At 71.2% G+C, this 20,624-nt stretch carries 22 protein-coding genes and 1 pseudogene; 9 read left to right on the top strand and 14 right to left on the bottom strand.

All coding sequences use genetic code 11. The annotated features are described in order from the left end of the window. From ME121_RS27765 to ME121_RS27780, 4 genes and pseudogenes are all read right to left on the bottom strand, one after another. Positions 1-463: pseudogene (locus ME121_RS27765) on the bottom strand (O-antigen ligase family protein); the annotation flags it as partial. 42 nt (positions 464-505) lie between these two features. Beyond that, entirely contained in the window at positions 506-1,096 is a 591-nt protein-coding gene (locus ME121_RS27770) for a DUF2059 domain-containing protein (RefSeq protein WP_012319651.1), read from the bottom strand. 44 nt (positions 1,097-1,140) lie between these two features. Continuing rightward, a complete protein-coding gene (rpiA, locus tag ME121_RS27775; protein WP_059409980.1) occupies positions 1,141-1,854 on the bottom strand; it encodes a ribose-5-phosphate isomerase RpiA in 714 nt (237 codons plus the stop codon). A 130-nt stretch (positions 1,855-1,984) separates the two neighbouring features. Further along, entirely contained in the window at positions 1,985-2,461 is a 477-nt protein-coding gene (locus ME121_RS27780) for a hypothetical protein (protein WP_012319653.1), read from the bottom strand. Between the two features lie 171 nt (positions 2,462-2,632). Between ME121_RS27780 and gph the strand changes: the two genes are divergently transcribed. Next, a complete protein-coding gene (gph, locus tag ME121_RS27785; RefSeq protein WP_059409981.1) occupies positions 2,633-3,325 on the top strand; it encodes a phosphoglycolate phosphatase in 693 nt (230 codons plus the stop codon). A 4-nt stretch (positions 3,326-3,329) separates the two neighbouring features. On the opposite strand, the gene ME121_RS27790 is transcribed toward gph, so the two are convergent. Next, entirely contained in the window at positions 3,330-4,484 is a 1,155-nt protein-coding gene (locus tag ME121_RS27790) for a pyridoxal phosphate-dependent aminotransferase (protein ID WP_059409982.1), read from the bottom strand. Between the two features lie 284 nt (positions 4,485-4,768). On the opposite strand from ME121_RS27790, the gene ME121_RS27795 reads away from it, so the two are divergent. From ME121_RS27795 to aat, 4 genes are all read left to right on the top strand, one after another. Beyond that, complete coding sequence (locus ME121_RS27795) at positions 4,769-5,551, top strand: DsbA family protein (protein ID WP_012319656.1); 783 nt, start codon at positions 4,769-4,771, stop codon at positions 5,549-5,551. 157 nt (positions 5,552-5,708) lie between these two features. Further along, positions 5,709-6,182: an acetyl-CoA carboxylase biotin carboxyl carrier protein gene (gene accB, locus ME121_RS27800; protein WP_058606788.1), complete on the top strand. Its 474-nt coding sequence runs from the start codon at positions 5,709-5,711 to the stop codon at positions 6,180-6,182. A gap of 104 nt (positions 6,183-6,286) precedes the next feature. Beyond that, positions 6,287-7,639 (top strand): acetyl-CoA carboxylase biotin carboxylase subunit, encoded by a 1,353-nt coding sequence (accC, locus tag ME121_RS27805; RefSeq protein WP_012319658.1) that lies wholly within the window; start codon positions 6,287-6,289, stop codon positions 7,637-7,639. A gap of 79 nt (positions 7,640-7,718) precedes the next feature. Next, on the top strand, positions 7,719-8,402 hold the full coding sequence (aat, locus tag ME121_RS27810; RefSeq protein ID WP_012319659.1) for a leucyl/phenylalanyl-tRNA--protein transferase: 684 nt from the start codon (positions 7,719-7,721) through the stop codon (positions 8,400-8,402). Positions 8,403-8,426: 24 nt separating this feature from the next. On the opposite strand, the gene ME121_RS27815 is transcribed toward aat, so the two are convergent. Both ME121_RS27815 and ME121_RS27820 read right to left on the bottom strand, forming a co-directional pair. Next, complete coding sequence (locus ME121_RS27815; protein ID WP_012319660.1) at positions 8,427-8,792, bottom strand: hypothetical protein; 366 nt, start codon at positions 8,790-8,792, stop codon at positions 8,427-8,429. Positions 8,793-8,857: 65 nt separating this feature from the next. Beyond that, positions 8,858-9,064 (bottom strand): DUF2842 domain-containing protein, encoded by a 207-nt coding sequence (locus ME121_RS27820; protein ID WP_012319661.1) that lies wholly within the window; start codon positions 9,062-9,064, stop codon positions 8,858-8,860. A gap of 185 nt (positions 9,065-9,249) precedes the next feature. Here ME121_RS27820 and ME121_RS27825 point away from each other — a divergent pair, with 185 nt between their 5' ends. From ME121_RS27825 to ME121_RS27840, 4 genes are all read left to right on the top strand, one after another. After that, positions 9,250-10,377, top strand: a complete 1,128-nt coding sequence (locus ME121_RS27825; protein WP_408902663.1) for a COX15/CtaA family protein — start codon at positions 9,250-9,252, stop codon at positions 10,375-10,377. A gap of 150 nt (positions 10,378-10,527) precedes the next feature. Further along, positions 10,528-11,211 carry a PAQR family membrane homeostasis protein TrhA gene (trhA, locus tag ME121_RS27830; RefSeq protein ID WP_012319663.1) on the top strand — a complete coding sequence of 228 codons (684 nt, stop codon included), beginning with the start codon at positions 10,528-10,530 and terminating at the stop codon, positions 11,209-11,211. A gap of 141 nt (positions 11,212-11,352) precedes the next feature. After that, on the top strand, positions 11,353-12,552 hold the full coding sequence (locus ME121_RS27835; RefSeq protein WP_012319664.1) for a glycosyltransferase family 4 protein: 1,200 nt from the start codon (positions 11,353-11,355) through the stop codon (positions 12,550-12,552). A gap of 143 nt (positions 12,553-12,695) precedes the next feature. Beyond that, positions 12,696-14,213, top strand: a complete 1,518-nt coding sequence (locus ME121_RS27840) for an undecaprenyl-phosphate glucose phosphotransferase (protein ID WP_059409984.1) — start codon at positions 12,696-12,698, stop codon at positions 14,211-14,213. 42 nt (positions 14,214-14,255) lie between these two features. On the opposite strand, the gene ME121_RS27845 is transcribed toward ME121_RS27840, so the two are convergent. The 7 genes from ME121_RS27845 to ME121_RS27875 all read right to left on the bottom strand — a co-directional run bounded on the left by ME121_RS27845 (position 14,256) and on the right by ME121_RS27875 (position 20,604). Continuing rightward, positions 14,256-14,609 (bottom strand): hypothetical protein, encoded by a 354-nt coding sequence (locus ME121_RS27845; RefSeq protein ID WP_012319666.1) that lies wholly within the window; start codon positions 14,607-14,609, stop codon positions 14,256-14,258. A 213-nt stretch (positions 14,610-14,822) separates the two neighbouring features. Beyond that, positions 14,823-17,393: a TonB-dependent receptor gene (locus ME121_RS27850; protein WP_058606790.1), complete on the bottom strand. Its 2,571-nt coding sequence runs from the start codon at positions 17,391-17,393 to the stop codon at positions 14,823-14,825. A 246-nt stretch (positions 17,394-17,639) separates the two neighbouring features. Then, positions 17,640-18,278, bottom strand: coding sequence for a hypothetical protein (locus ME121_RS27855; RefSeq protein ID WP_029361184.1), 639 nt, complete (start codon positions 18,276-18,278; stop codon positions 17,640-17,642). A 13-nt stretch (positions 18,279-18,291) separates the two neighbouring features. Then, positions 18,292-19,185, bottom strand: coding sequence for an ABC transporter permease (locus tag ME121_RS27860; RefSeq protein ID WP_012319669.1), 894 nt, complete (start codon positions 19,183-19,185; stop codon positions 18,292-18,294). Further along, complete coding sequence (locus tag ME121_RS27865) at positions 19,182-19,931, bottom strand: ABC transporter ATP-binding protein (RefSeq protein ID WP_012319670.1); 750 nt, start codon at positions 19,929-19,931, stop codon at positions 19,182-19,184. The genes ME121_RS27860 and ME121_RS27865 overlap by 4 nt, the downstream gene beginning before the upstream one ends. Beyond that, positions 19,928-20,170, bottom strand: coding sequence for a hypothetical protein (locus ME121_RS27870; protein ID WP_012319671.1), 243 nt, complete (start codon positions 20,168-20,170; stop codon positions 19,928-19,930). The genes ME121_RS27865 and ME121_RS27870 overlap by 4 nt, the downstream gene beginning before the upstream one ends. Further along, entirely contained in the window at positions 20,170-20,604 is a 435-nt protein-coding gene (locus tag ME121_RS27875) for a cupredoxin domain-containing protein (RefSeq protein ID WP_012319672.1), read from the bottom strand. Before ME121_RS27875 ends, ME121_RS27870 begins: the two co-directional genes overlap by 1 nt. Between the last annotated feature and the right edge of the window lie 20 nt (positions 20,605-20,624).

Consider the following 20,624-nt stretch of genomic DNA (forward strand, 5'->3'; position numbering starts at 1 on the left):
GGAAGGCGGCGACCCGGCGCCCGAGCGCCCGCTCCACGGACGAGGATCGGGCGGCGAGATCCGCCGCGATCAGGAGTCCCGACAGCCCGATCGCGATCGCGCCGAGCCGCGGCGCGAAGGCCGGGATCCGCCCGGGCGCCAGGCAGGCCAGCAGGTAGGCGGCGAGCAGCGTCGGGAGGAACTCGCCCAGCACCCGCAGGGAGACGACCGGGAACGGGCTCCAGGCCAGGGAGACCAGCGCCCAGGCCATGAAGGCGAGCGCCGCGCCGGCGAGCGGCGTCCGCAGCGGGGACAGCAGCGCGCCGCGCAGGGCGGACGCGTCCTCCGCCCAGCGTCCGGCCAGGAAGGCGAGCGCCGCCAGGCCGACGACCAGCGGGCTCGACCGGTTGGCGAGCACCATGGCGAGCGGCGTGGCCGCGAGCAGCGCGCCGCCCGCCGCGTACATGCGGCCGGCCGCGTTCACGGACGGTCTCTCACGGCGATCCGCCCGCAGGAGCGGCCGCCCTCACTGCATCTGGTGCCCGCGCTTGCCCATCTCGGCGCGGACGCGAACCATGACGTATTCCGAGACGTCCTGCGTCCAGTCCTGCATCTCCTGCACCATCTCGTCGAGGAGCTGCGGCTGCGCCTCCACGTAGTGCTTGCCGGCGGGCGAGCGGAAGAAGGTCGCGATCTCCTTCAGCTCGGCTTCGGAGAACTTCGACGCGTAGGTGCGCGCCGCGATGTCGATCATGCGCTGCTTCTGCAGCTCCATCTCCGGCTGCAGCGAGGCCAGGACCTCCTCGAGGTCCTTGGAGAGCTCGGGGCGGGTGACCGTCTGCTTCCGGATCTGGTCGGCGAAGGCGGGCAGCACCGAGTCGAACGACCGGGCGATGCCGGAGCTGAGCATCACCTCGCGGGCGAGCGCGAGGTGGGCCGGCGTGTAGGTGGCCGCGGCCGGGCTGTTGGCCGCGGGGGTGCCGGCGGCCGGCTGCGCCGCCGGCTTGGCCTGCGCGGCCTTCTGCGGCTGCGCGGCCGCCGCGTGGGGGAGCGCCAGGAGCGCGAGGCCGAGCGCGAGGCTGAGGAGGCCTGGCACGGCGGTGGGACGACGGGACATGCTGGACTTTCTTGCGAGGATGGCCGGCGATGGAGGGCGGCGCCTCAGGTGAGGCTGCCGAGAACGGTGACCTCGGCCTGCCCGTCCCGCGCCGCCGCCAGGATCGCGGCGTCGGCGATGCCGAGGAACAGGCCGTGCTCGACGACGCCCGGCACGGCCCAGAGGGCGGCGCCGAGGGCCTCCGGATCGGGAATCGCACCGAGGCGCGCGTCGAGGATGTAATGGCCCCCGTCCGTGACCAGGGGCTTGCCATCGGCCTGGGCGCGCAGCCGGACGTCACCGGAGCAGCCGGCCCCCGCGACCGCCGCCTCGACGGCGCGGTGCGTGGCCTTGAGGCCGAAGGGATTGACCTCGACCGGGAGCGGGAAGGCGCCGAGCCGCGCCACGTGCTTGGCCGCGTCGGCGATCACCACCATGCGGCGGCTCGCGCAGGCGACGATCTTCTCGCGCAGGAGCGCCGCGCCGCCGCCCTTGATCAGGCGGAGCCGGTCGTCGACCTCGTCGGCGCCGTCGATGGTCAGGTCGAGCTCGGGCTGCTCGTCCAGGGTCGCGAGGCGGATGCCCAGGCTCTCGGCCTGCGTGCGCGTGGCCTCGGAGGTCGGTACGCCGACGATGTCGAGGCCGGCACGGACGCGCTCGCCGAGGAGCGCCACGAAGGCCGCCGCCGTGGAGCCCGTGCCGAGGCCGAGCCGCATGCCCGGCTCGACGAGGTCGAGGGCGCGGGCGGCCGCGGCCCGCCGCAGGTCCGGCCCGCTCACCGGGACACCGCCCGGTCGGCGAGGGTGAGCGAGGGAGCGCGGGTCATGGGCAGCCGGTCTTTCCGTGAGCGTCGGGCGGCCCGTAGCACGGGACCGGGCCGACCGGAACGCCCGCGCCCGCACGTCCGCGTCACGGGCGGCCGCCCTGTGTCGGGGTGGCGCTGGCGCCGGCGCGACCGGGGGCCGGACCGGTGAGCGGGGTGTCGGACGCGCCCTCGGCGCCGGGCTTGCCCTGCTGGGTGCAGACGACCTGCTCCTTCTTCACCAGCACGAAGCAGATGCTCATCTCGCCGGTCCGGTAGTTCACGCGGAAGACGCCGGCCTCGCGGGTGTGCCGGCTCGCGACCAGCCCGTATTCCGACGGGGTCTGCGGCCCGGCGCCCTCCCCCGGCCCGAAGCACACCGTCTGGCCGATGCCGCCCGCCGATTCCTGGAGCCCGTACTGGCAGGAGGTCACCTCGCCGGTCACCTTGTCGACCCGGTACATCCGGTTCAGGTCGGTCTGCGGGGCGGGAACGAACTCGAAGGAGGTCGCGGCCGCCGGCAGGGCTTGCAGCGCGGCGCAGGCGGCCAGGAGCGGCAGCAGGAAGGGCAGGGAGAGTTTCATCGCGGGTCCCGGGGCTGGTACGCGCTGCGTTTGTCCGCGCTTTCGGGCGAGTCTGGGGCGCTCGGTGAGACGATCCGCGCCCCGCCGCACACCGAAGGCTGGCTTGCCCCGGTTCCCCCACCCCGATAGCGACGCCGTTCGAGATCCAGCCGAGCCCGGAGCCTGTCCCGCATGTCCACCGAACCGACGCGCAAACCCCCGATCGCCGTGTTCGACCTGGACGGGACCCTCGCGGAGACCGCGGGCGACCTGATCGGCACCCTGAACGTGCTGATGAAGCGCGAGGGGCTGGCCGAACTGCCCCTCTCGCAGGCGCGCGGGCTGATCGGCGCCGGTGCCCGGGCGCTGATCCGGCGCGGCTTCGAGGCCGAGGGGCGACCGCTGTCGCTGGAGGACCACGACCGGCTCTTCGACGCCTTCATCGCCCATTACGGCGCGCATCTCGCCGACACGTCCCACCTCTTCCCGGGCGTCGTCGAGGCGCTCGACGCCCTCGAGGCGGCCGGCTTCCGGCTCGCGGTCTGCACCAACAAGTACGAGGGACAGTCGGTCGAGCTGCTGCGCCTCCTCGGGATCGGCCACCGCTTCGCGGCGATCTGCGGCCGGGACACCTTCCCGCAAGCCAAGCCCGATCCCCGCCACCTGACGGGCACCATCGCCCGCGCCGCCGGTGACCCGGCCCGCGCCGTCATGGTGGGCGATTCCCGGACCGACATCGACACCGCCAAGGCCGCCGGCATCCCGGTGGTGGCGGTCACCTTCGGTTACACCGACCGGCCGGTCGCCGAACTCGGCCCCGACCGGGTGATCGAGCACTTCTCGGAGCTGGTCGAGGCGGTCGGCGCGCTCGTGCCGGCGGCCTGACCGGTCAGCGCAGCCACGCCTTCAGCCGCGCCACCGCCTCGCGGCACTCGGCCTCCGAGCCCGCGAAGGAGAAGCGGACGTGGTGGTTGCCCACGTCCGGGTCGAAGTCGAGGCCGGGCGTCGACGCGACGTGCGCCTCGTCGAGCATGCGCCGGCAGAAATCCGCGGCGTCGTTGGTGAGGTTCGAGACGTCCGCGTAGAGGTAGAAGGCGCCGTCTGCCGGGTGCACGCGGCCGAGGCCGAGGCCCGGCAGGGCGTCCAGCAGGATCGCGCGGTTGCGCGCGTAGCCGTCGCGAACGGCGTCCAGCTCGTCCGTCGCGTCGAAGGCCGCCAGCGCGCCGACCTGCGACAGGTAGGGCGCCGAGATGTAGAGGTTCTGCGCCAGCCGCTCGATCGGGCGGACCAGCGCCTCCGGCACGACCATCCAGCCGACGCGCCAGCCGGTCATGCAGTGGTACTTCGAGAACGAGTTGATCACGACGGCGTCGGGGTCGAAGCGCAGCGCCGTGACGGTGGGCTCGCCGTAGCTGAGGCCGTAATAGATCTCGTCGGAGATCAGCGGCAGGCCGAGGCCGCGCGCCGCCGCGCAGAGATCCTGCAGGGCGCCCTCCGTGATCACCGTGCCGGACGGGTTGGCCGGGCTCATCACCAGCGCCCCGGCGACCGGCGCGCGGGCGTGGGTCTCGCGCAGCAAAGCCGCGGTCGGCGCGAAGCGGTCCTCGGCGCGCAGCACCATCGGCGCCGGCACGAGGTCGAGGGCGGCCAGGATGCTGCGATAGGCCGGATAGCCCGGCTGAGGGACGGCGACCCGGGCGCCGGAATCGAACAGGCTCATGAAGGCGAGCACAAAGCCCGCCGAGGATCCGGTGGTGATCACCACCCGCTCCGGGCTCACCGCGACGCCGTGCCGCTCCGCGTAGTCCCGGGCGATGCGGGCCCGCAGGGACGGCAGGCCCAGGGCCTCGGTGTAGGGGACGCGGCCGCTGGCGAGCGCAGCCTGTGCGGCCGCGATCACGGCTCGGGGCGCCGGCGCCGACGGCTGGCCGACCTCCATCCGCACCACGTCGCTGCCCGCCCGCGCCTTGGCGGCGGCGGCCGCCATGACATCCATCGCGAGGAACGGCTGGACGGCGGCGGCGCGCCGGGAGATCGGGATCATGGGGTCTGCTCTGCGCCGGACGAAGCTGGCGCCGCGGGGGTTAGACGCTCGCGGCCCCTGCCTCAAGCCGGAGCCGGGTTCGGCCGCGCGCCCCCGCGACGGCGGGGCCGTCGATCCGCGGAGGCGGCCCCTCGGCTCGGCAGGCGGAGCGGTGGCCGCGGCGAGCGCTGCCGCACCGCGCGCCGCGGCCACCGCGGGATTTGACCGGACGCCGCGAAAACGCCTAACCCAGCCCCTACCGCTCGCGCCACGCGCGGGCCGCCCCGCCGCGCAAGCGAGGATCTATGCCCTTCATCCGCCCCCTGCCCGCGCTGGTCCTGGCGCTCGGCCTCGTCGCCGTCCCCGCTCTCGCTCAGACCGCGACGCCCCCCGCCGCGCCGTTCACGGACGCGCAGCGCGCCGGCATCGAGGCGATCGTCAAGGACTACCTGATCAAGCATCCCGAGGTGCTTCAGGAGGCCCTCGCCGAGGCCGAGAAGCAGCAGGCCGAGACGCAGCGCCTCGCCCAGGCCGCCGCCCTCAAGGAATCGCGCGAGGCCCTCATCAATGGGCCCCACGACGTCGTCGCCGGCAACCCGACGGGCGACGTCACGCTGGTCGAATTCTTCGACTACAATTGCGGCTACTGCCGCAAGGCGCTGGGCGACGTCCAGGCGCTGATCAAGTCCGACCCGAAGCTGCGGGTCGTCATCAAGGACTTCCCGGTGCTCGGCCCGGAATCGCTGGAGGCCAGCCAAGTCGCCGTCGCGGTGCGCCAGCAGCTCAAGGGCGACAAGCTGTTCGAGTTCCACCAGAAGCTGCTGGAGACCAAGGGCCGCGTGAACGGCGCCCGGGCGATCCAGGTCGCCAAGGACATGGGCGTGGACACCGCCAAGCTGCAGAAGGACATGGCCTCCCCCGAGGTGAAGGCCGCGCTCAGCGAGAACCGCGGTCTGGGCGACCGCCTGGGCCTCTCGGGCACGCCCGCCTTCATCATCGGCGACGAGGTGATCCCGGGTGCCGTCGGCGTCGAGCCGATGCGCAAGACCATCGCCGACGTGCGCCAGTGCGGCCACGCCTCCTGCTGAGCTGACGGAACGGACCGAGGGACCCCGAAGGCGTTCCGCGCAGCCTTGTCGCGCCGGGGCGCCTTCGTCTAAGAGCCGCCAGCCGCAGGGCCGCGGTGGGGGTCCAGGGCCGAGCCCGGATGGACGCACCGATGTGCCGCGAGACGAAGTAGGCCGGATGCCAAAGAACGACGCCATCGATCCCGAGCTCGTGCGCGAGCTCGCCAACCTCGTCACCGAGACCGGCCTGTCCGAGATCGAGGTCGAGAAGGGCGACCTGCGCATCCGCGTCGCGCGGCGGCTCGAACCCGTGAGCGTGCAGGTCGCGGCGCCGGCCCCGCTCGCGGCCGTCGCCGCGCCGCCGGCGGCGCCCGCCGCCTCGTCCCCCCTCGCCCCGGCCGAGCCGGCCCGCGCGCAGCCCGGCACCGTGCCCTCGCCGATGGTCGGGACCGCCTATCTCCGGCCCTCGCCCGACGCCAAGGCGTTCGTGGACGTCGGCTCGAAGGTCGAGGTCGGCGACAAGCTGCTGCTGATCGAGGCGATGAAGACCTTCAACGAGATCGTGGCCCCCCGCGCCGGCACGATCAGCGCCATCTTCGTCGAGGACGGTCAGCCGGTCGAGTTCGGCGAGGCCCTGCTCGTCATCACCTAGGACGTCCGCCGGGCGCTCGCCGCCCAGTCCCGGACGACGCCGCAACACGAGAGGATAGAGCATCCTGCGCGGTCCGGGATCGCCAGGACGCCCTAACGGGTCCGATGTTCGACAAGATCCTGATCGCGAACCGCGGCGAGATCGCCCTGCGCATCCTGCGGGCGGCGAAGGAGCTCGGGATCGCCACCGTGGCGGTCCACTCCACAGCCGACGCCGACGCCATGCACGTGCGCCTCGCCGACGAGAGCGTCTGCATCGGGCCGCCGGCCGCCCGCGACAGCTACCTCAACATCCCGTCGATCATCGCGGCCTGCGAGATCACCGGCGCCGATGCCGTGCATCCCGGCTACGGCTTCCTGTCGGAGAATGCCCGCTTCGCCGAGGTGCTGGCCCACCACCAGATCGGCTTCATCGGCCCCAAGGCGCAGCACATCCGCACCATGGGCGACAAGATCGAGGCGAAGCGCACGGCGCTGAAGCTCGGCATCCCCTGCGTGCCGGGCTCCGAGGGCGGGGTCGAGGACGCCGACACCGCCAAGCGCGTGGCCGCCGAGATCGGCTACCCCGTCCTCGTCAAGGCGGCGGCGGGCGGCGGCGGCCGCGGCATGAAGGTGGCGCGTTCCGAGGCCGAGCTGGAGCAGGCGATCGGCATGGCCAAGTCCGAGGCGAAGGCCGCCTTCGGGGACGACGCGGTCTATCTCGAGAAGTACCTGGAGAAGCCGCGCCACATCGAGGTCCAGGTGCTCGGCGACGGCCGCGGCGGTGCCGTGCACCTCGCCGAGCGCGACTGCTCCCTCCAGCGCCGCCACCAGAAGGTCTGGGAGGAAGGCGGCTCGCCGGCGCTCAACGAGTCGATGCGCGCCGAGATCGGCGGCATCTGCGCCAACGCGATGAAGGAGCTCGGCTATCTGGGCGCCGGCACGATCGAGTTCCTCTACGAGGACGGGCGGTTCTACTTCATCGAGATGAATACCCGTATCCAGGTCGAGCATCCGGTCACCGAGATGATCACCGGGATCGACCTCGTCATCGAGCAGATCCAGGTCGCCTCGGGCGGCCCGCTCTCGGTGAGCCAGGCGGACATCAAGGTCGAGGGCCACGCCATCGAGTGCCGGATCAACGCCGAGCACCCGGAGACCTTCCGGCCCTCGCCCGGCGAGATCACCCACTACCACACGCCCGGCGGCCTCGGCGTCCGGGTCGATTCGGCGGCGTTCCAGGGCTACCGCATCCCGCCGAACTACGATTCGCTCATCGGCAAGCTGATCGTCCACGGCCGGACCCGCAACGAGTGCCTCATGCGTCTGCGCCGGGCCCTGGACGAGTTCGTCATCGACGGGATCGACACGACGCTGCCGCTGTTCCGGACCCTGGTCCGTAACCCGGACGTGCAGAACGGCCTTTACGACATCCACTGGCTGGAGCATTTCCTGGAAGACGGCGGCATGAAAGCCTGACCGGAACCGGGCGGGGCTGCGGCGAGAGCGGCGCGCGCGGGATCTGGTCTTCGCGCCGGCCGCGCGCGACATTCACGGCATGCACGACACCGCCCGCGTGGACATCACCCCCGAGATCCTGCTGAAGGCCTACGCGGCGGGCATCTTCCCGATGGCGGAGGATGCCGACGACCCCACGCTCTACTGGGTCGAGCCCAAGGCGCGCGGCGTTCTCCCCCTCGACGCGTTCCGCGTTCCCCGGCGCCTCGCCCGGACGGTGCGGTCCGACCAGTTCGTGGTCCGCTGCGACACCGATTTCGACGGCGTGATCGACGGCTGCGCCGCGCCCCGCCGGGACAGCGAGCGCACCTGGATCAACGGGCGGATCCGCGAACTCTACGGTGCCCTGTTCGACATCGGCCACGTCCACACGGTCGAGGTCTACGCGGGCGCCGACGGCCGGCTCGTCGGCGGCCTCTACGGCGTCTCGCTGGGGGCCGCCTTCTTCGGCGAGAGCATGTTCCACGAGGTCCGCGACGCCTCGAAGGTCGCCCTCGTCCACCTGATGGCCCGCCTGCGCGCCGGGGGCTACCGGCTCGCCGATACTCAGTTCGTCACCGAACACCTGACGCAGTTCGGCGCCGAGGAGGTGCCGCGGCACGTCTACAAGCGTCGCCTCGCCGACGCCCTGGATCAGGTCGCCGATTGGGGCGTCTGGCCCGGAGACGGCTCGGTGCCGGGCGCGCAGGTCCTCGCGGCGCTCGAAGCGCCGGATGCCCGCTAGGGCCGCGACCGGCGCGAGCCGGCCCTAGCGCCGACGCCGGTGGCGGTAGCCGGTCGAGAACGAGGCGTATTGCCGGCCGCGCACGGACCGGTAGCGCCGCCGGCGGCCGGTGCTGGCCTCGACCGCCTCGTCCACCTGCGGGATCGGCTCGGCCATGGCGGCCGCGGGCGTGGCCGCCGCGGCGACCGTCGTGTCGGCCGAGGCGTAGCCGCCGGCGACGTTCTTGGCCGCTGGGCCGAACATGGCGAGACACTGGTTGTAGGCGAGGTCGTTCTTGAGGCGCTCGCATTCGCCGATGGAGCGCGGTGTCCCCTGCGCCAGGGCCGGAACGGGCGCGAGCAGCACGACGAGGGCAGCCAGCGGCTTGAGGCAGAGAGTCGGGCGGTGCACGGAGGGGTCTCGAGCGGGGACGGCAGGCTTGTGATCCCCGAGTGCGGCAAAATCGAGGGTTGGACTCAGCGATCGGGCCGCTCCATCCACCGGATCAGCGGCATCAGCGGGAAGATCCACGCGATGCCGAGAATCGAGTAGATCACCGCCTGCACCGCCGCCGGCGTCTCGGAGATGCGGCTATCGGCCAGGGTCATCGCCAGGGGGCCGTACAGGCAGACGAAGACCAGGATGGCGAGGGTGCCGATCAGGGTCCGGGTGCGGCGGCGCATGGTTGACTTCCTGGGCCGCGCCTTCGGACTGGGCCGCTGGCCTGGCGGCCGGCGCTGCGGGCGCGGACAGGCGACGGCTACCGCTCCGGGATCCGGTTGGCAACGCGCCCGCTGACGCGGGCTGCGGCGCCGGCGCCGTTGCTGGTCGTTCGGACATCCCCTAACCCGGGTCAGGCGGGCGCATCCTGGCATCCGCGGAAGGGACGTGCATGGACATGAGTGGCGCGGGCGACCGGCGGTCGGGGGCGGTGCGGACCTGGCTCTACGTGGTCGCGGCCCTGGTGGTCGCCATGGTGGCGGTCGGCGGCGCGACGCGGCTGACCGGGTCCGGCCTGTCAATCACCGAGTGGCGCCCCGTCACGGGCGCGATCCCGCCGCTCACCGAGGCCGACTGGGCGGCCGAGTTCGCCAAGTACAGGGACACGCCGCAATACAACATCCTCAACCAGGGGATGGGATTGTCGGCGTTCAAGGTGCTGTACGGCTGGGAATGGGGCCATCGCCTGCTCGGCCGCGTGATCGGCCTCGTGTTCTTCCTGCCGCTGATCCTGTTCTGGTGGCAGGGCCGCATCAGCCGGCGGCTCGGTCTCGGCCTGCTCGGCCTCGGCCTGCTCGGCGGCCTCCAGGGCGCCATCGGCTGGATCATGGTCGCCTCGGGCCTTCAGCCCGGCATGACGGCCGTGGCGCCGCTCAAGCTCGCCCTGCACCTCACCACCGCGAGCCTCATCCTGGCCGGCCTGGTCTGGCTGGCCGCGGGCGAGCGCCGCGGCGTCCTTGCGCCGGCCCCGGCACGGCTGCGGGCTACCGCCCTGCTGCTGCCGATCCTGGTCCTGGTGCAGATCTTCCTCGGCGGCCTCGTCGCCGGCTCGCATGCCGGCCTCGTCTACAACACCTGGCCGACCATGGACGGCCAGCTCGTCCCGCCGCTGGACAGCCTCTTCGCGATCCGGCCGTGGATCGAGAACTTCGTGGACAACCACGCCCTCGTTCAGTTCGACCATCGGGTGACGGCCTACCTCGTGTTCGTCGTGGCGGTTCTGCACGCCGTCGATGCCCGGCTCACCGGCCCGAAGAGCGCGGCCGGGCGGGCCGCGGGCGTCGTGATCCTCGTCCTCGCCCAGATGGCGCTGGGGATCGCGACGCTTCTCCTCGCCGTCCCCCTCTGGGCGGCGCTCGCGCATCAGGTGCTCGCCATGGCGGTGCTGACGATGGCCATCGTCCATGCCCGGCTCAGCCGCGGGTTCGGCCTGGTCGAGCCCGCCGCCGCCGAGCCGCCGCTGGGGTTCGAGGGTCTGGCCGGAGGCCGGATCTAGGCTTTCGTGCGGTGCAGCAGTCTCGCTGCGCCGCACGAGACTTTTACCGCTTTCAGTGGAACCTTGGGATAACTCCCCATCAGCAATCTGCACATGGAACGACCAAGACTTCTCAAGCTTTAAGCTGCACGCGTTGCAGGAGGCTTCAAGATGTCTCTCGCGGAGGATGGTCGACCGCTCTCCCTGACCTGGCACTACACGCCGCGGGAGATCATGGCGGATGGCGTGATCCACGGTCTCGGCGTGCTGCTCGGCTTCGCCGGTGCTGTGGCCCTGGTGGCGACCGCGGTCACGGCGCATCTCGGGCTCGGCGAGCGGGCGGCGGTGGTCGTCTACGCCACGGCCCTCGTCCTGATGCTCGGCGTCTCAGCCCTCTACAATCTCTATCCGGTCAGCCCGCGCAAATGGCTCCTGCGCCGCGCCGACCACGCCCTGATCTACCTGATGATCGCCGGGACCTACACGCCGCTGGTCGCCCTCGTGGGATCGGGGCCGCGGGCCTACGCCCTCTTGGCGATGATCTGGCTGGTGGCGCTGATCGGGATCGCGGTGAAGCTCTTCCTGCCGGGCCGATTCGACCGCCTGTCGATCGGGCTCTACCTCATGCTCGGCTGGAGCGGGCTGTTCGCCTACGAATCGGTGATCGCGGCGCTTCAGCCCACGGCCCTGTGGCTGCTCGGCATCGGCGGGGCGCTCTACTCGATCGGCGTCGTGTTCCACGTCTGGCGGACCCTGCCCTTCCAGAACGCGATCTGGCACGGCTTCGTCCTCGCCGCCACGGCCTGCCATTACGGGACGATCTGGGCCAGCCTGAACGGCTCGCCGATGACCTAGCGTCGCAATCGATTGCGACGTCGCGCGTAAAACTCCGGTTACCGTTCCGCTGAAAAGGTCGAGCGCGGGCGACCTGCTTTAAGTTTCCCGCGACCGCGGGTGCACCACAACTCGGGGACTGATATTCCCGGGAGCTGGACCGTGGTCCCGAAGACGAACGACTCTGGCCTCGCTCACCGTTACCGGATCCTGCACGTGTTCCGGGCGCCCGTGGGCGGATTGTTCCGGCACGTGATGGATCTCGCCCGCCTCCAGGCGGCCGCGGGACACCATGTCGGCCTCGTCTGCGACTCCAGCACCGGCGGTGACCGCGCCGCGGGCGCCCTGGCGGACCTGATGCCCTGCCTGGATCTCGGCCTCGTCCGGCTGCCGATGCGCCGGAATCCGCACCCGTCGGACTGGTCCTGTCTGCGCGCCGTCGCCCAGCGGGCCGCGGAGGTCGGCGCGGACGTGCTGCACGGACACGGGGCCAAGGGCGGCGCCTATGCCCGGCTCGCCGCGGCGGGTCCGGCGATCCGGGCCTACACGCCGCACGGGGGCAGCTACAATTACCGGCCGGGCAGCCCACTGCACCGCCTCTACATGGGGGCCGAGGCGGTGCTCGCCCGCCGCACGGACGCGTTCCTGTTCGAGAGCGAGTACGTCGCGGGCCGCCACCGGAGCTTCGTCGGCGGTCCCGAGCGGGTGACGCGGATCGTGCACAACGGCATCGCCGAGGCCGAGTTCGCGCCGCTCGACCGCGTCGCCGAGCCCTTCGACCTGCTCTATGTCGGTGAGCTGCGGGAGGCCAAGGGGCTGCCCTACCTGCTCGAGGCGCTGGTCCGGCTGCGGGCCGAGGGTCGGGCGCTGCGCCTGCTCCTGGTCGGATCCGGGCCGGACGCCGAGATCCTGCGGGAGTCCGTGGCCCGCCTCGGCCTCGCCGACGCGGTGGCGTTCGAGCCGCCGCAGGCGATCCGCTCCGTGCTGGCCCGCGGCCGGATCCTCGTCGTCCCGTCGCTCGCGGAGTCGCTGCCCTACGTCGTGCTGGAGGCCGCCGCGGCGGCGCAGCCGCTGGTCGCCACCCGGGTCGGCGGCATTCCGGAGATCTTCGGCGCGGCCGCCCGCGACCTCGTCCCGTCGCGGGACCCGGCGGCGCTCGCCGAGGGGATCCGTCGCGTTCTCGACGCCGCACCGGAGACCCTGGCCGCGCGGACCCAGGGCCTGAGCGCCTCGATCCGGCAGCGCTTCTCCCTGGACCGCATGGGCAGCGAGGTTGTCTCCGGCTACGCCGCGGCCTTCGAGGCCCGCGCGGAGCGCCGCGATCCCGCGCCGCGGACGATCGCCGGAGCCCGGACCGCCTGACGGCGAGACCTGCCGGAAGAGGATCGGGGCCTGTGCGCCGCGGTGGAAAAGGCGGCGGCACCCTCGCTCTTAAATGTTCCCACAACGCCCCGTGCCAAGCTTCCTTCGAGGCAGCGACCGCAAGGCTCGGGGGGAGCCGATCGATGAGCGCGTTCGACATCCGCGATCTCCTGGAGGCCGCCGTCCCGATGGAGGCGTCCTCGGTCCCGGCCGCCGGCGGCGTGCCGCTCGCCGAGACCGCCGCGCCGGGACCGACGGCGATCTCGCCCGTCGTGGTGGCCGGGCTGGTGCGCGCCCTGGAATGCACGCTGATCTTCGGCCTGGGCGCGTTGCTGCACCTGCTGATGCTCCGCGGGCGCGTCCCGTTCGGGCTGACCTACGCGGGCGCGATCGGCATGATCGCGGTGATCACTGTGACGCTGATCCAGGCGTCGGGCGGCTACCGGGTCGCCGCCTTCCGGAGCTTCTTCAAGACCGCCATCCGGCTGATCGCGGCGTGGTCGATGACCTTCCTGATGGTCGCCGCCGGACTCGTGCTGGCCAAGGTGGCCGACCATTACTCGCGCCTCTGGCTCGCGACCTTCTTCGGCACCGGCCTCGCGGCGCTGCTGCTCGGGCGCTTCGTGCTCTTCCGCATCATCGACGCCCAGACCCGGGCCGGACGGTTCGACCGGCGCACCGCGATCGTGGGCGGCGGCCAGCCCGCCGAGGACCTGATCGCCGCCCTGGAGACGCAGAGCGAGAGCGGCATCCGCATCGTCGGCGTGTTCGACGACCGCAACGCCGACCGGTCCTCCGACGTGGTGGCGGGGCACCCGAAGCTCGGCAACGTCGACGACCTCGTCGCCTACGCGCGGCACGCCCGGCTCGACCTGATCGTGTTCACGATCCCGATCACCGCGGAGGCGCGGATCCTCCAGATGCTCGCCAAGCTCTGGGTCCTGCCGATCGACATCCGGCTCTCGGCGCACGCCGCCAAGCTGCGCCTGCGCCCGCGCAGCTACTCGTATCTCGGCTCGGTCCCGGTGCTGGACGTGTTCGACCGTCCGATCGCCGATTGGGACGTCGTGGTGAAGGCGCTGTTCGACCGCTGCGTCGGCCTGATGATGCTGTTGGCGCTGTCGCCGCTCATGCTGGCGATCGCCCTCGCGGTGAAGCTCACGTCGCGCGGGCCCGTGCTGTTCCGGCAGAAGCGCCACGGCTTCAACAACGAGCTGATCGAGGTCTACAAGTTCCGCTCGATGTACGTGGATCAGTGCGACGCCGGCGCGGCCCGGATGGTGGCCCGGGGCGACCCGCGCGTGACACCGGTCGGCCGGTTCATCCGGAAGACCTCGCTCGACGAGCTGCCGCAGCTGTTCAACGTGCTCAAGGGCGACCTGTCGCTGGTCGGCCCGCGACCGCACGCGCTCCAGGCGAAAGCCGCCAACACCCTGTACGATCAGGTGGTCGACGGCTACTTCGCCCGCCACAAGGTTAAGCCCGGCATCACCGGCTGGGCTCAGGTCAACGGCTGGCGCGGCGAGACCGACACTTCGGAGAAGCTGCAGCGGCGCGTCGAGCACGACCTCTATTACATAGAGAACTGGTCGGTACTGCTCGACCTGCAGATCCTGCTGACCACGCCGTTCGCGCTGTTCAGGACCGAGAACGCCTACTGAGCGGTGGGGCCGGCACCGGAGCGGTGCCGGCCGTGCGCGCCGCTACGGCAGGGCGCCGGCCTTCTCCTTGGCCTTCATGATCGTGTCGCGGCAGCCCTGGGCGTCCCCGGACTTGTCCTGCTGGCGTGCCTGGGCGACCAGCTTCTTGGCCTCCTCGACGCCCGAGGCTGTGGGCTTCACGGCGGCGTCGGACTTGGTGAGCGCCGGCGGCGTGTCGAGGGCCTTGGGCGAGTTGGACGACGTCGTGCCGCCGGGCGGGGTCGTCCCGGTCACCGCGGCGGCGCCGGCGCTGTCGAGCCGCCGCTGCAGCGTATCGACCTCGTCGGAGCACGGGGTCGCCAGGGCAGGCGTCGCGGCCGCCAGGGCGAGGGCTGCAACGGCGAAACGGATGATCATCGGGACGAGGCTCCACGGTGTCGGGGTGCGGCCGGCGCCGGCCCCTCGTGCGCGAGGGGGCGGTGATGCGCCGGTGCGGCTACCGGGGAGACGCCGGACGAACGGGCCCGTTCCCGAGACAGGAGGCCGCATGCGCCAGCCCCGGAACGCGACGGGCGCCCCGCGCGGCCCTCAGGCCGCGGGAGGCGCCCGCCCCTCGCCATCGCGGACGGGTCAGTACTTCCGGATGATCGGCTCCGGCGACATCGGCACCGGATCGGCGCCGAAGGCGTAGCGGATGCCGGCGTAGACCGAGAAGGGCTGCGCCAGGGTCGTGGTCCGCGGATCGCTGATCCGCAGGTTGCCGGCCACCGCGCCCGGCTCGGCGAAGGTGCCGAACGTGGCGTAGCGGTTGTTGGTCAGGTTGGTGATGAGGCCGAACACCTCGAGGTTCTTCGTGACCTGGTACTTGGTCTGGAAGTTCAGCACGTAGTAGGGCGGCAGCTTGCGGTTCAGGTTCGACTCGTCGCCGCGGAAGTAGGACGACGAGAAGGCCTGGAGGTAGAGGCCGAATTGCCAGTCGGGCGTGACGAAGTAGTCGAAGCCGGCCTTGATCTGGTGGGTCGGCACCAGCGGCACGACGTTGCCCTTGCGGACCTGGATCGCGCCGTCATCCGCGAGCGGGTTGTTGGGCGACGACAGGGTGCCGTTGAACTGGAAGGTCGCGTCAACCAGGGCGTAGTTGGCGTAGACCCGCAGGTAATCGGCCGTGTACTCGCCGCCGACCTCGATGCCCTGCCGCTGCGTCGACGGCACGTTGACGAAGTAGGCGCGGGCGGTGTTGCCGGGGGTGGCCAGCGACAGGATGTCGTTGGCGAGGTCGGTGCGGAAGGCGCCGATCTTGTAGGTGATGATGCCGCCGTCATAGGTGTTCGGCAGCTGGCCGCGGAATCCGACCTCGTAGGTCCGCCCGGTGACCTGCTTGAGCGGCGGGTCGGCCACCAGCGAGTTCGGCAGCAGGCACGGCCGGTCCGGGTTTGCGCAGGCCAGCTCCAGCGGGGTCGGGGCGCGGTTCGATTCCGAGTAGCTGCCGTAGAGGTTGAGCGCGTCGAAGAACCGGTAGGTCAGGCCGGCGACCGGGTTGATCTTGTTGAAGTAGTGCGTGCCGGTCACGTCCGGCGAGAAGCCGGTCAGATCCTCGCTCTGGATGCGCGCGAAGTTGAGCCGGGCGCCGGCGGTCAGCGACAGCCGGTCGGTCACGTCGAGCGTGTCGAGGGTGTAGAGGCCCATGTAGAGATTGGAGCCGTTGACCGAGCTCGGCGCGATGCCGAGCGCGCCCGCGGTCCGCAGCTGCGGCGTGCCGAGGCCCGGGATGTTGCCGTAGAATGGGTTGCTCGGATCGGTGGTGATCGACAGGTTCGGGTTGATGACGCCCAGGGTGCTGGACGACTTGAACCCGTAGTTGGCCGCATCGATGCTGCCACCGACCACGAAGCTGTTGGACAGGCCGAAGATCCGGTCGCGGTTGGCGGCCTGGAGCGAGCCGCCGAAGCCGGTGGCTTCCGTCCGGGTCGTGTCCAGCGTGCCGTACGGGATGCCGGACCGGAACGGGATGCGCTGGTTCTGCTGGCCCAGGATCAGGAACTGGTTGCGGAACGCGGTCTGCGACTGGCCGGCCGCCGGGCTGAAGCCGTCATCCTCGAAGCAGAGGTTGCCGCGGAAGCTGGAGCGCGTGCTGCAGTTCTCGAAGTTGCCGTCGTTGCCGTCGACGTAGGTCTGGCTGAAGCGGCGGAAATAGGCGTTGCCGGCGAGGTCCCAGGTCGGCGAGATGTCGACCCGGCCGGTGAGCTGGAGCGTGCCTACCTCGGTGGTGGTGGTCTGCGGGAAGGTGAAGATCGCCCGCGGGTCGCGGTGGGTGAAGTCCACCGGCGTGGCGGCGGCCGCACCGAAGAAGCTGCGGGCGGCGAGCCCGATCAGGTGGAACTCCGAATCCTGCGAGCGGTAGCCGATGTCGCCGTAGAGCCGGCCGATCGTGCTCGGGCTCTCGTAGCGCCAGCCGCGGTCGTTCAGACCGTCGCCGGTGAAGTAGACGCTCCAGGGGCCGGAGACCTTGCCGTACTCGAGGTAGCCGGCGGTGCGCGCGTCCGAGCCGCCCCAGGCCGAGATCTCGGTGCCCTGCCAGGTGAAGCCGTTCTTCATCTGGATGTTGACCGCGCCGCCGAGGGCGTTGAGGCCGAAGACCGGGTTGCCAGTGACGACGTCGATGCGCTGGATCGCCTGCGGGGGGATGAGGTCGAAATTGACGATGTCGCCGAAGGCCTCGTTGATGCGCACGCCGTTCTGGTAGACGGCGAGACCCTGCGGCACGCCCTGCACGGGCGAGGCCGTGAAGCCGCGGTAGGTGATGTCGACGCGGTTGTTGTTGCCCTGCGAGTCGGAGACGTTGATGCCGGGCGTGCGCCGGGCCAGCGTCGTGGTCAGGTTGTCGCTGGCGCGATCGATCGTGAGATCGCTCGCCGTGACCGACTCGACGGTGCTGGGGATCTTGTAGAGCGGCTGCTCGGAGCCGCGCAGCCGCACGCCGGCGCTCGGTCCCACCGAGCCGGCCGGCGGCACCGGGCCGGGCCCGTTGAAGATCTGCGCCTGGCTCGAACTGCCGCCGCCGGCCCCGACCGGCGACGTCGAGACGACGCTGATCTCGCCGAGCGTCACCGATTGCTGAGCCTGCACCGCCGCGGGAAGGACCGTCCCGGCGAGAACCGATGCCGACGCGACCAGGCTGCTCCGAAGCGCCCGAAGTGACATCCCCTACCCCCTCAAACCCAAACACGTGCTCGTGACTGCCGAGCTTGGGTCTCTCTTGGCGGGTGCGGGGATCACGCACAATTGGTTCAAGAACACGTGAGACGCGTTTCGGCCTCATTTCCGGCCCGCGTCGACCGAACGCGGCGTCACGTGGTTAAACAGCAACAGTTTCGGTAAAGATTTCAGCCACTTAGGGATGTTTTGGCAACCCGACCGGGATAATTTGGCAATGACGGCCGGCGCGGGTCACAGGCGAGCCTGAATCAGGCGCGCGATCTCACCGAGCCGCTGTTCGAGCAGCTGCGGAACCTCGCAGACATAGGTCAGCGACTGGCTCCGCTCCTGGAAGATCCGGCGATCCCAGGCGAACTTCGTCTCCAGCTCGGACTGGTCCTTCGGGAGCTCGGTCGCGTCAGAGGCGCTCGGCGCGTCCTTGACCTGGCTGATCTTATCGGCCTCGTCGCGGATCCGCTCGGCCATCCGGCGCTGGCCCTGCGCGTAGCGGGCGATGCCGCCGACCACCTTGTTGCGCTCGCCGTTCAGCACCTCGAACACGCCCGCGTAGACGCGCGTCAGGGCCTTGTCCTTCGCGTCCTTGTCGGAGCCGAACTTCTCCGCGAACGTGTCGAGGAGCGGTCCGACCTGCGAGAGGTCCGTGCGGCGGGACGCGATCTTCTGCGCCAGGGCGGCGGCGTCGTTGTCGCTGCCCCAGTCGCCGGCCGCCTCCACGTCGGGGCCGGTCCAGAACTGGCCGGGGCTCAGGGTCGCGACCTTGCGCTGGACGCAGGGCCAGTCCGGATCCGGCTTCGGCTGGGCCAGGGCGGGACCGGCGAGGAGCGCCAGCCCCAGCGCCGGGCCGAGGATGCGGGTCAGGAGGACGTTCATTGGGCGGACTCCATCAGGTGTTGTCGCCGGCCGGGCCGCCGCGCCGGGCCATGATGCCGCGGCCGGGGTCGTAGGCGACCACCGCCATGCCGAAGAAGGCGAGCCCCACGCCCACCACCACGGCGCAGGCGACCGGCTCGAACTGGACGTAGAGCGCGTAGCGGACGAGCTGGACCGCGTGGCTGAACGGGTTCAGCTGGCAGATCCAGTACAGCGTCTCGGAGGATTCCCGGATCCGCCACAGCGGGTAGAGGGCCGACGAGGCGAAGAACATCGGGAAGATCACGAAGTTCATCACGCTGGCGAAGTTCTCGAGCTGGCGGACCAGCGAGGAGAGGAACAGCCCGATCGCTCCGAGCATGAGGCCGGTGGCCAGGAAGGCCGGCAGGGCCGTCAGGTAGCCGAGCCAGGGGATGTCGCTCTCCCAGAAGAACGCCACGGCCAGGAAGGCGTAGGCCTGCACGATCGAGACGGCGACGCCGGCGATCAGCTTGGCGAGCAGGAGAAGCCACCGCGGATAGGGCGAGGTGAGCAGCACCTTCATCGAGCCGACCTCGCGGTCGTAGACCATGGACAGCGACGATTGCATGCCGTTGAACAGCTGGATCATCACGGCGAGGCCCGGCACCACGTAGACCTCGTAGAGCACGTAGGTCTGGTAGGGCGGCTCGATGGACACGCCGAGCGTGTTGCGGAAGCCCGCCGCGAAGATGAACAGCCAGACCAGCGGCCGGACCAGCGCCGAGAAGAACCGCTCCTTCTGATGGAAGAAGCGCAGCAGCTCGCGGCGGACGATGCCGCCGAGGCAGATCAGGTAGCCGACCGCGTCGAGGCGCCCGATCCGCTCCGCCTGACCGCGTGGCGGGGCCGCGCCGATCCGGGTGGCGTAGGATGTCGGATTGGTCATGCCGCCGCCCTCCCCGGCTCGGCGACCAGGCGCCGGAACGCGTCGGCGAGCGCCTCGCCCGGCCGGCCGATCCCGCCGGCCCGGCCCCGGGCGACGATCCGGCCCCGGTGCAGCACCACGGCGTCGTCGTCGTCCGCGATCTCCTCGAAGATGTGGGTCGCCCAGAGCACCGACAATCCCTCCTCGCGCACCAGGGCGCGGACGATCGCCACGATGTCGGCCCGCGACTCGAGGTCGAGGCCGACGGTGGGCTCGTCGAGGAGCAGCAGGTCGGGGCGGTGGATCAGCGAGCGGGCGATCTCGATCCGGCGCGACTGGCCGCCCGAGAGCGTGCGCACCTTGTCGTGGCGCCTGTCCGCCAGACCGACGCGGTCGAGCAGCGCGCCGACGCGCCCCTTGGCGGCGCCGCGGGCGATGCCGTGCAGGCTCGCGTGGTAGAGGAGATTCTGCTCCACGGTGAGGTCGGTGTCGAGCGTCCGGGCCTGGAACACGACGCCGAGCCGCGCCAACGCCCGGGACGGCTCGCGATCGAGGGCGTGGCCGAAGATCGAGACCCGTCCGGTCTGGTTGTTGTAGAGCCGGGTGATGACCGAGAACAGCGTCGTCTTGCCGGCGCCGTTCGGCCCCAGCAGCGCGGCGAAGTGCCCGCGCTCCACCGTGATCGAGACGTCGTCCAGCGCGGCGCGGGCGCCGAACCGGTGGCCGACATGCTCGATCAGGAGGGCCGCCGACTCGGACGCGCTCATCGGCCCAGGACCTTCCGGGCGTCGGTCACGGCGTCGAGGCACTCGTCGAACTCGCCCTCCTTCTGCTCCCGCTCCGCGACCCGCAGGGCCTTCTTGAGCTTCGGCACCGCCGTCTCGGGCGGGTTCAGGGCGAGCGCGTCGCGGATCATCGTGATGCCCTCGGCGCAGGAGGAGGCATCGTCGGCCGCGAGGGCCGGACCGGCGGCGAGCAGGCTGGCGGAGAGCAGGAGGGCGCGCATCACTTCACCGTCAGCGTGCCGGTCATGCCTTTGGCCTCCAGGCCGTGCACCGACCAGGTGTAGGTGCCGGGCTTGATCGCGACGAACTCGATGGCGATCTCGCCGGGATCGTCGAACTCCAGGTGATCGGGCGGCCCGCCGCCGTGGATCTCCTTGTGCTCGATCACGATCTGGTTGAACCAGATGTAGCGGAAGAACTCCGGCGCGTAGAACTTGTATTCCTGGCGCCCCTTGGCGACGATCCGCAGGCGATAGGCCTTGCCGGATTCCAGCGTGATGTCCTTGTTCTCGACCACGAAGTCGTTGCCCTGATCGTCGCCCAGGACGAGGTCGGGCAGGTTCTCCCGCTTCTTGGTCAGGTCGAGGGCACTGGCCGGTGCCGCGGCGAGCAGCCCTGCCAGGCCGAGGGCCGCCGTTCGAAACATGCGCGTCATGTCGTGTTCCACCCTAGGGC

Origin of the sequence: Methylobacterium sp. ME121 (assembly GCF_000974725.1) — a bacterium.
Classification (GTDB): domain Bacteria; phylum Pseudomonadota; class Alphaproteobacteria; order Rhizobiales; family Beijerinckiaceae; genus Methylobacterium; species Methylobacterium radiotolerans.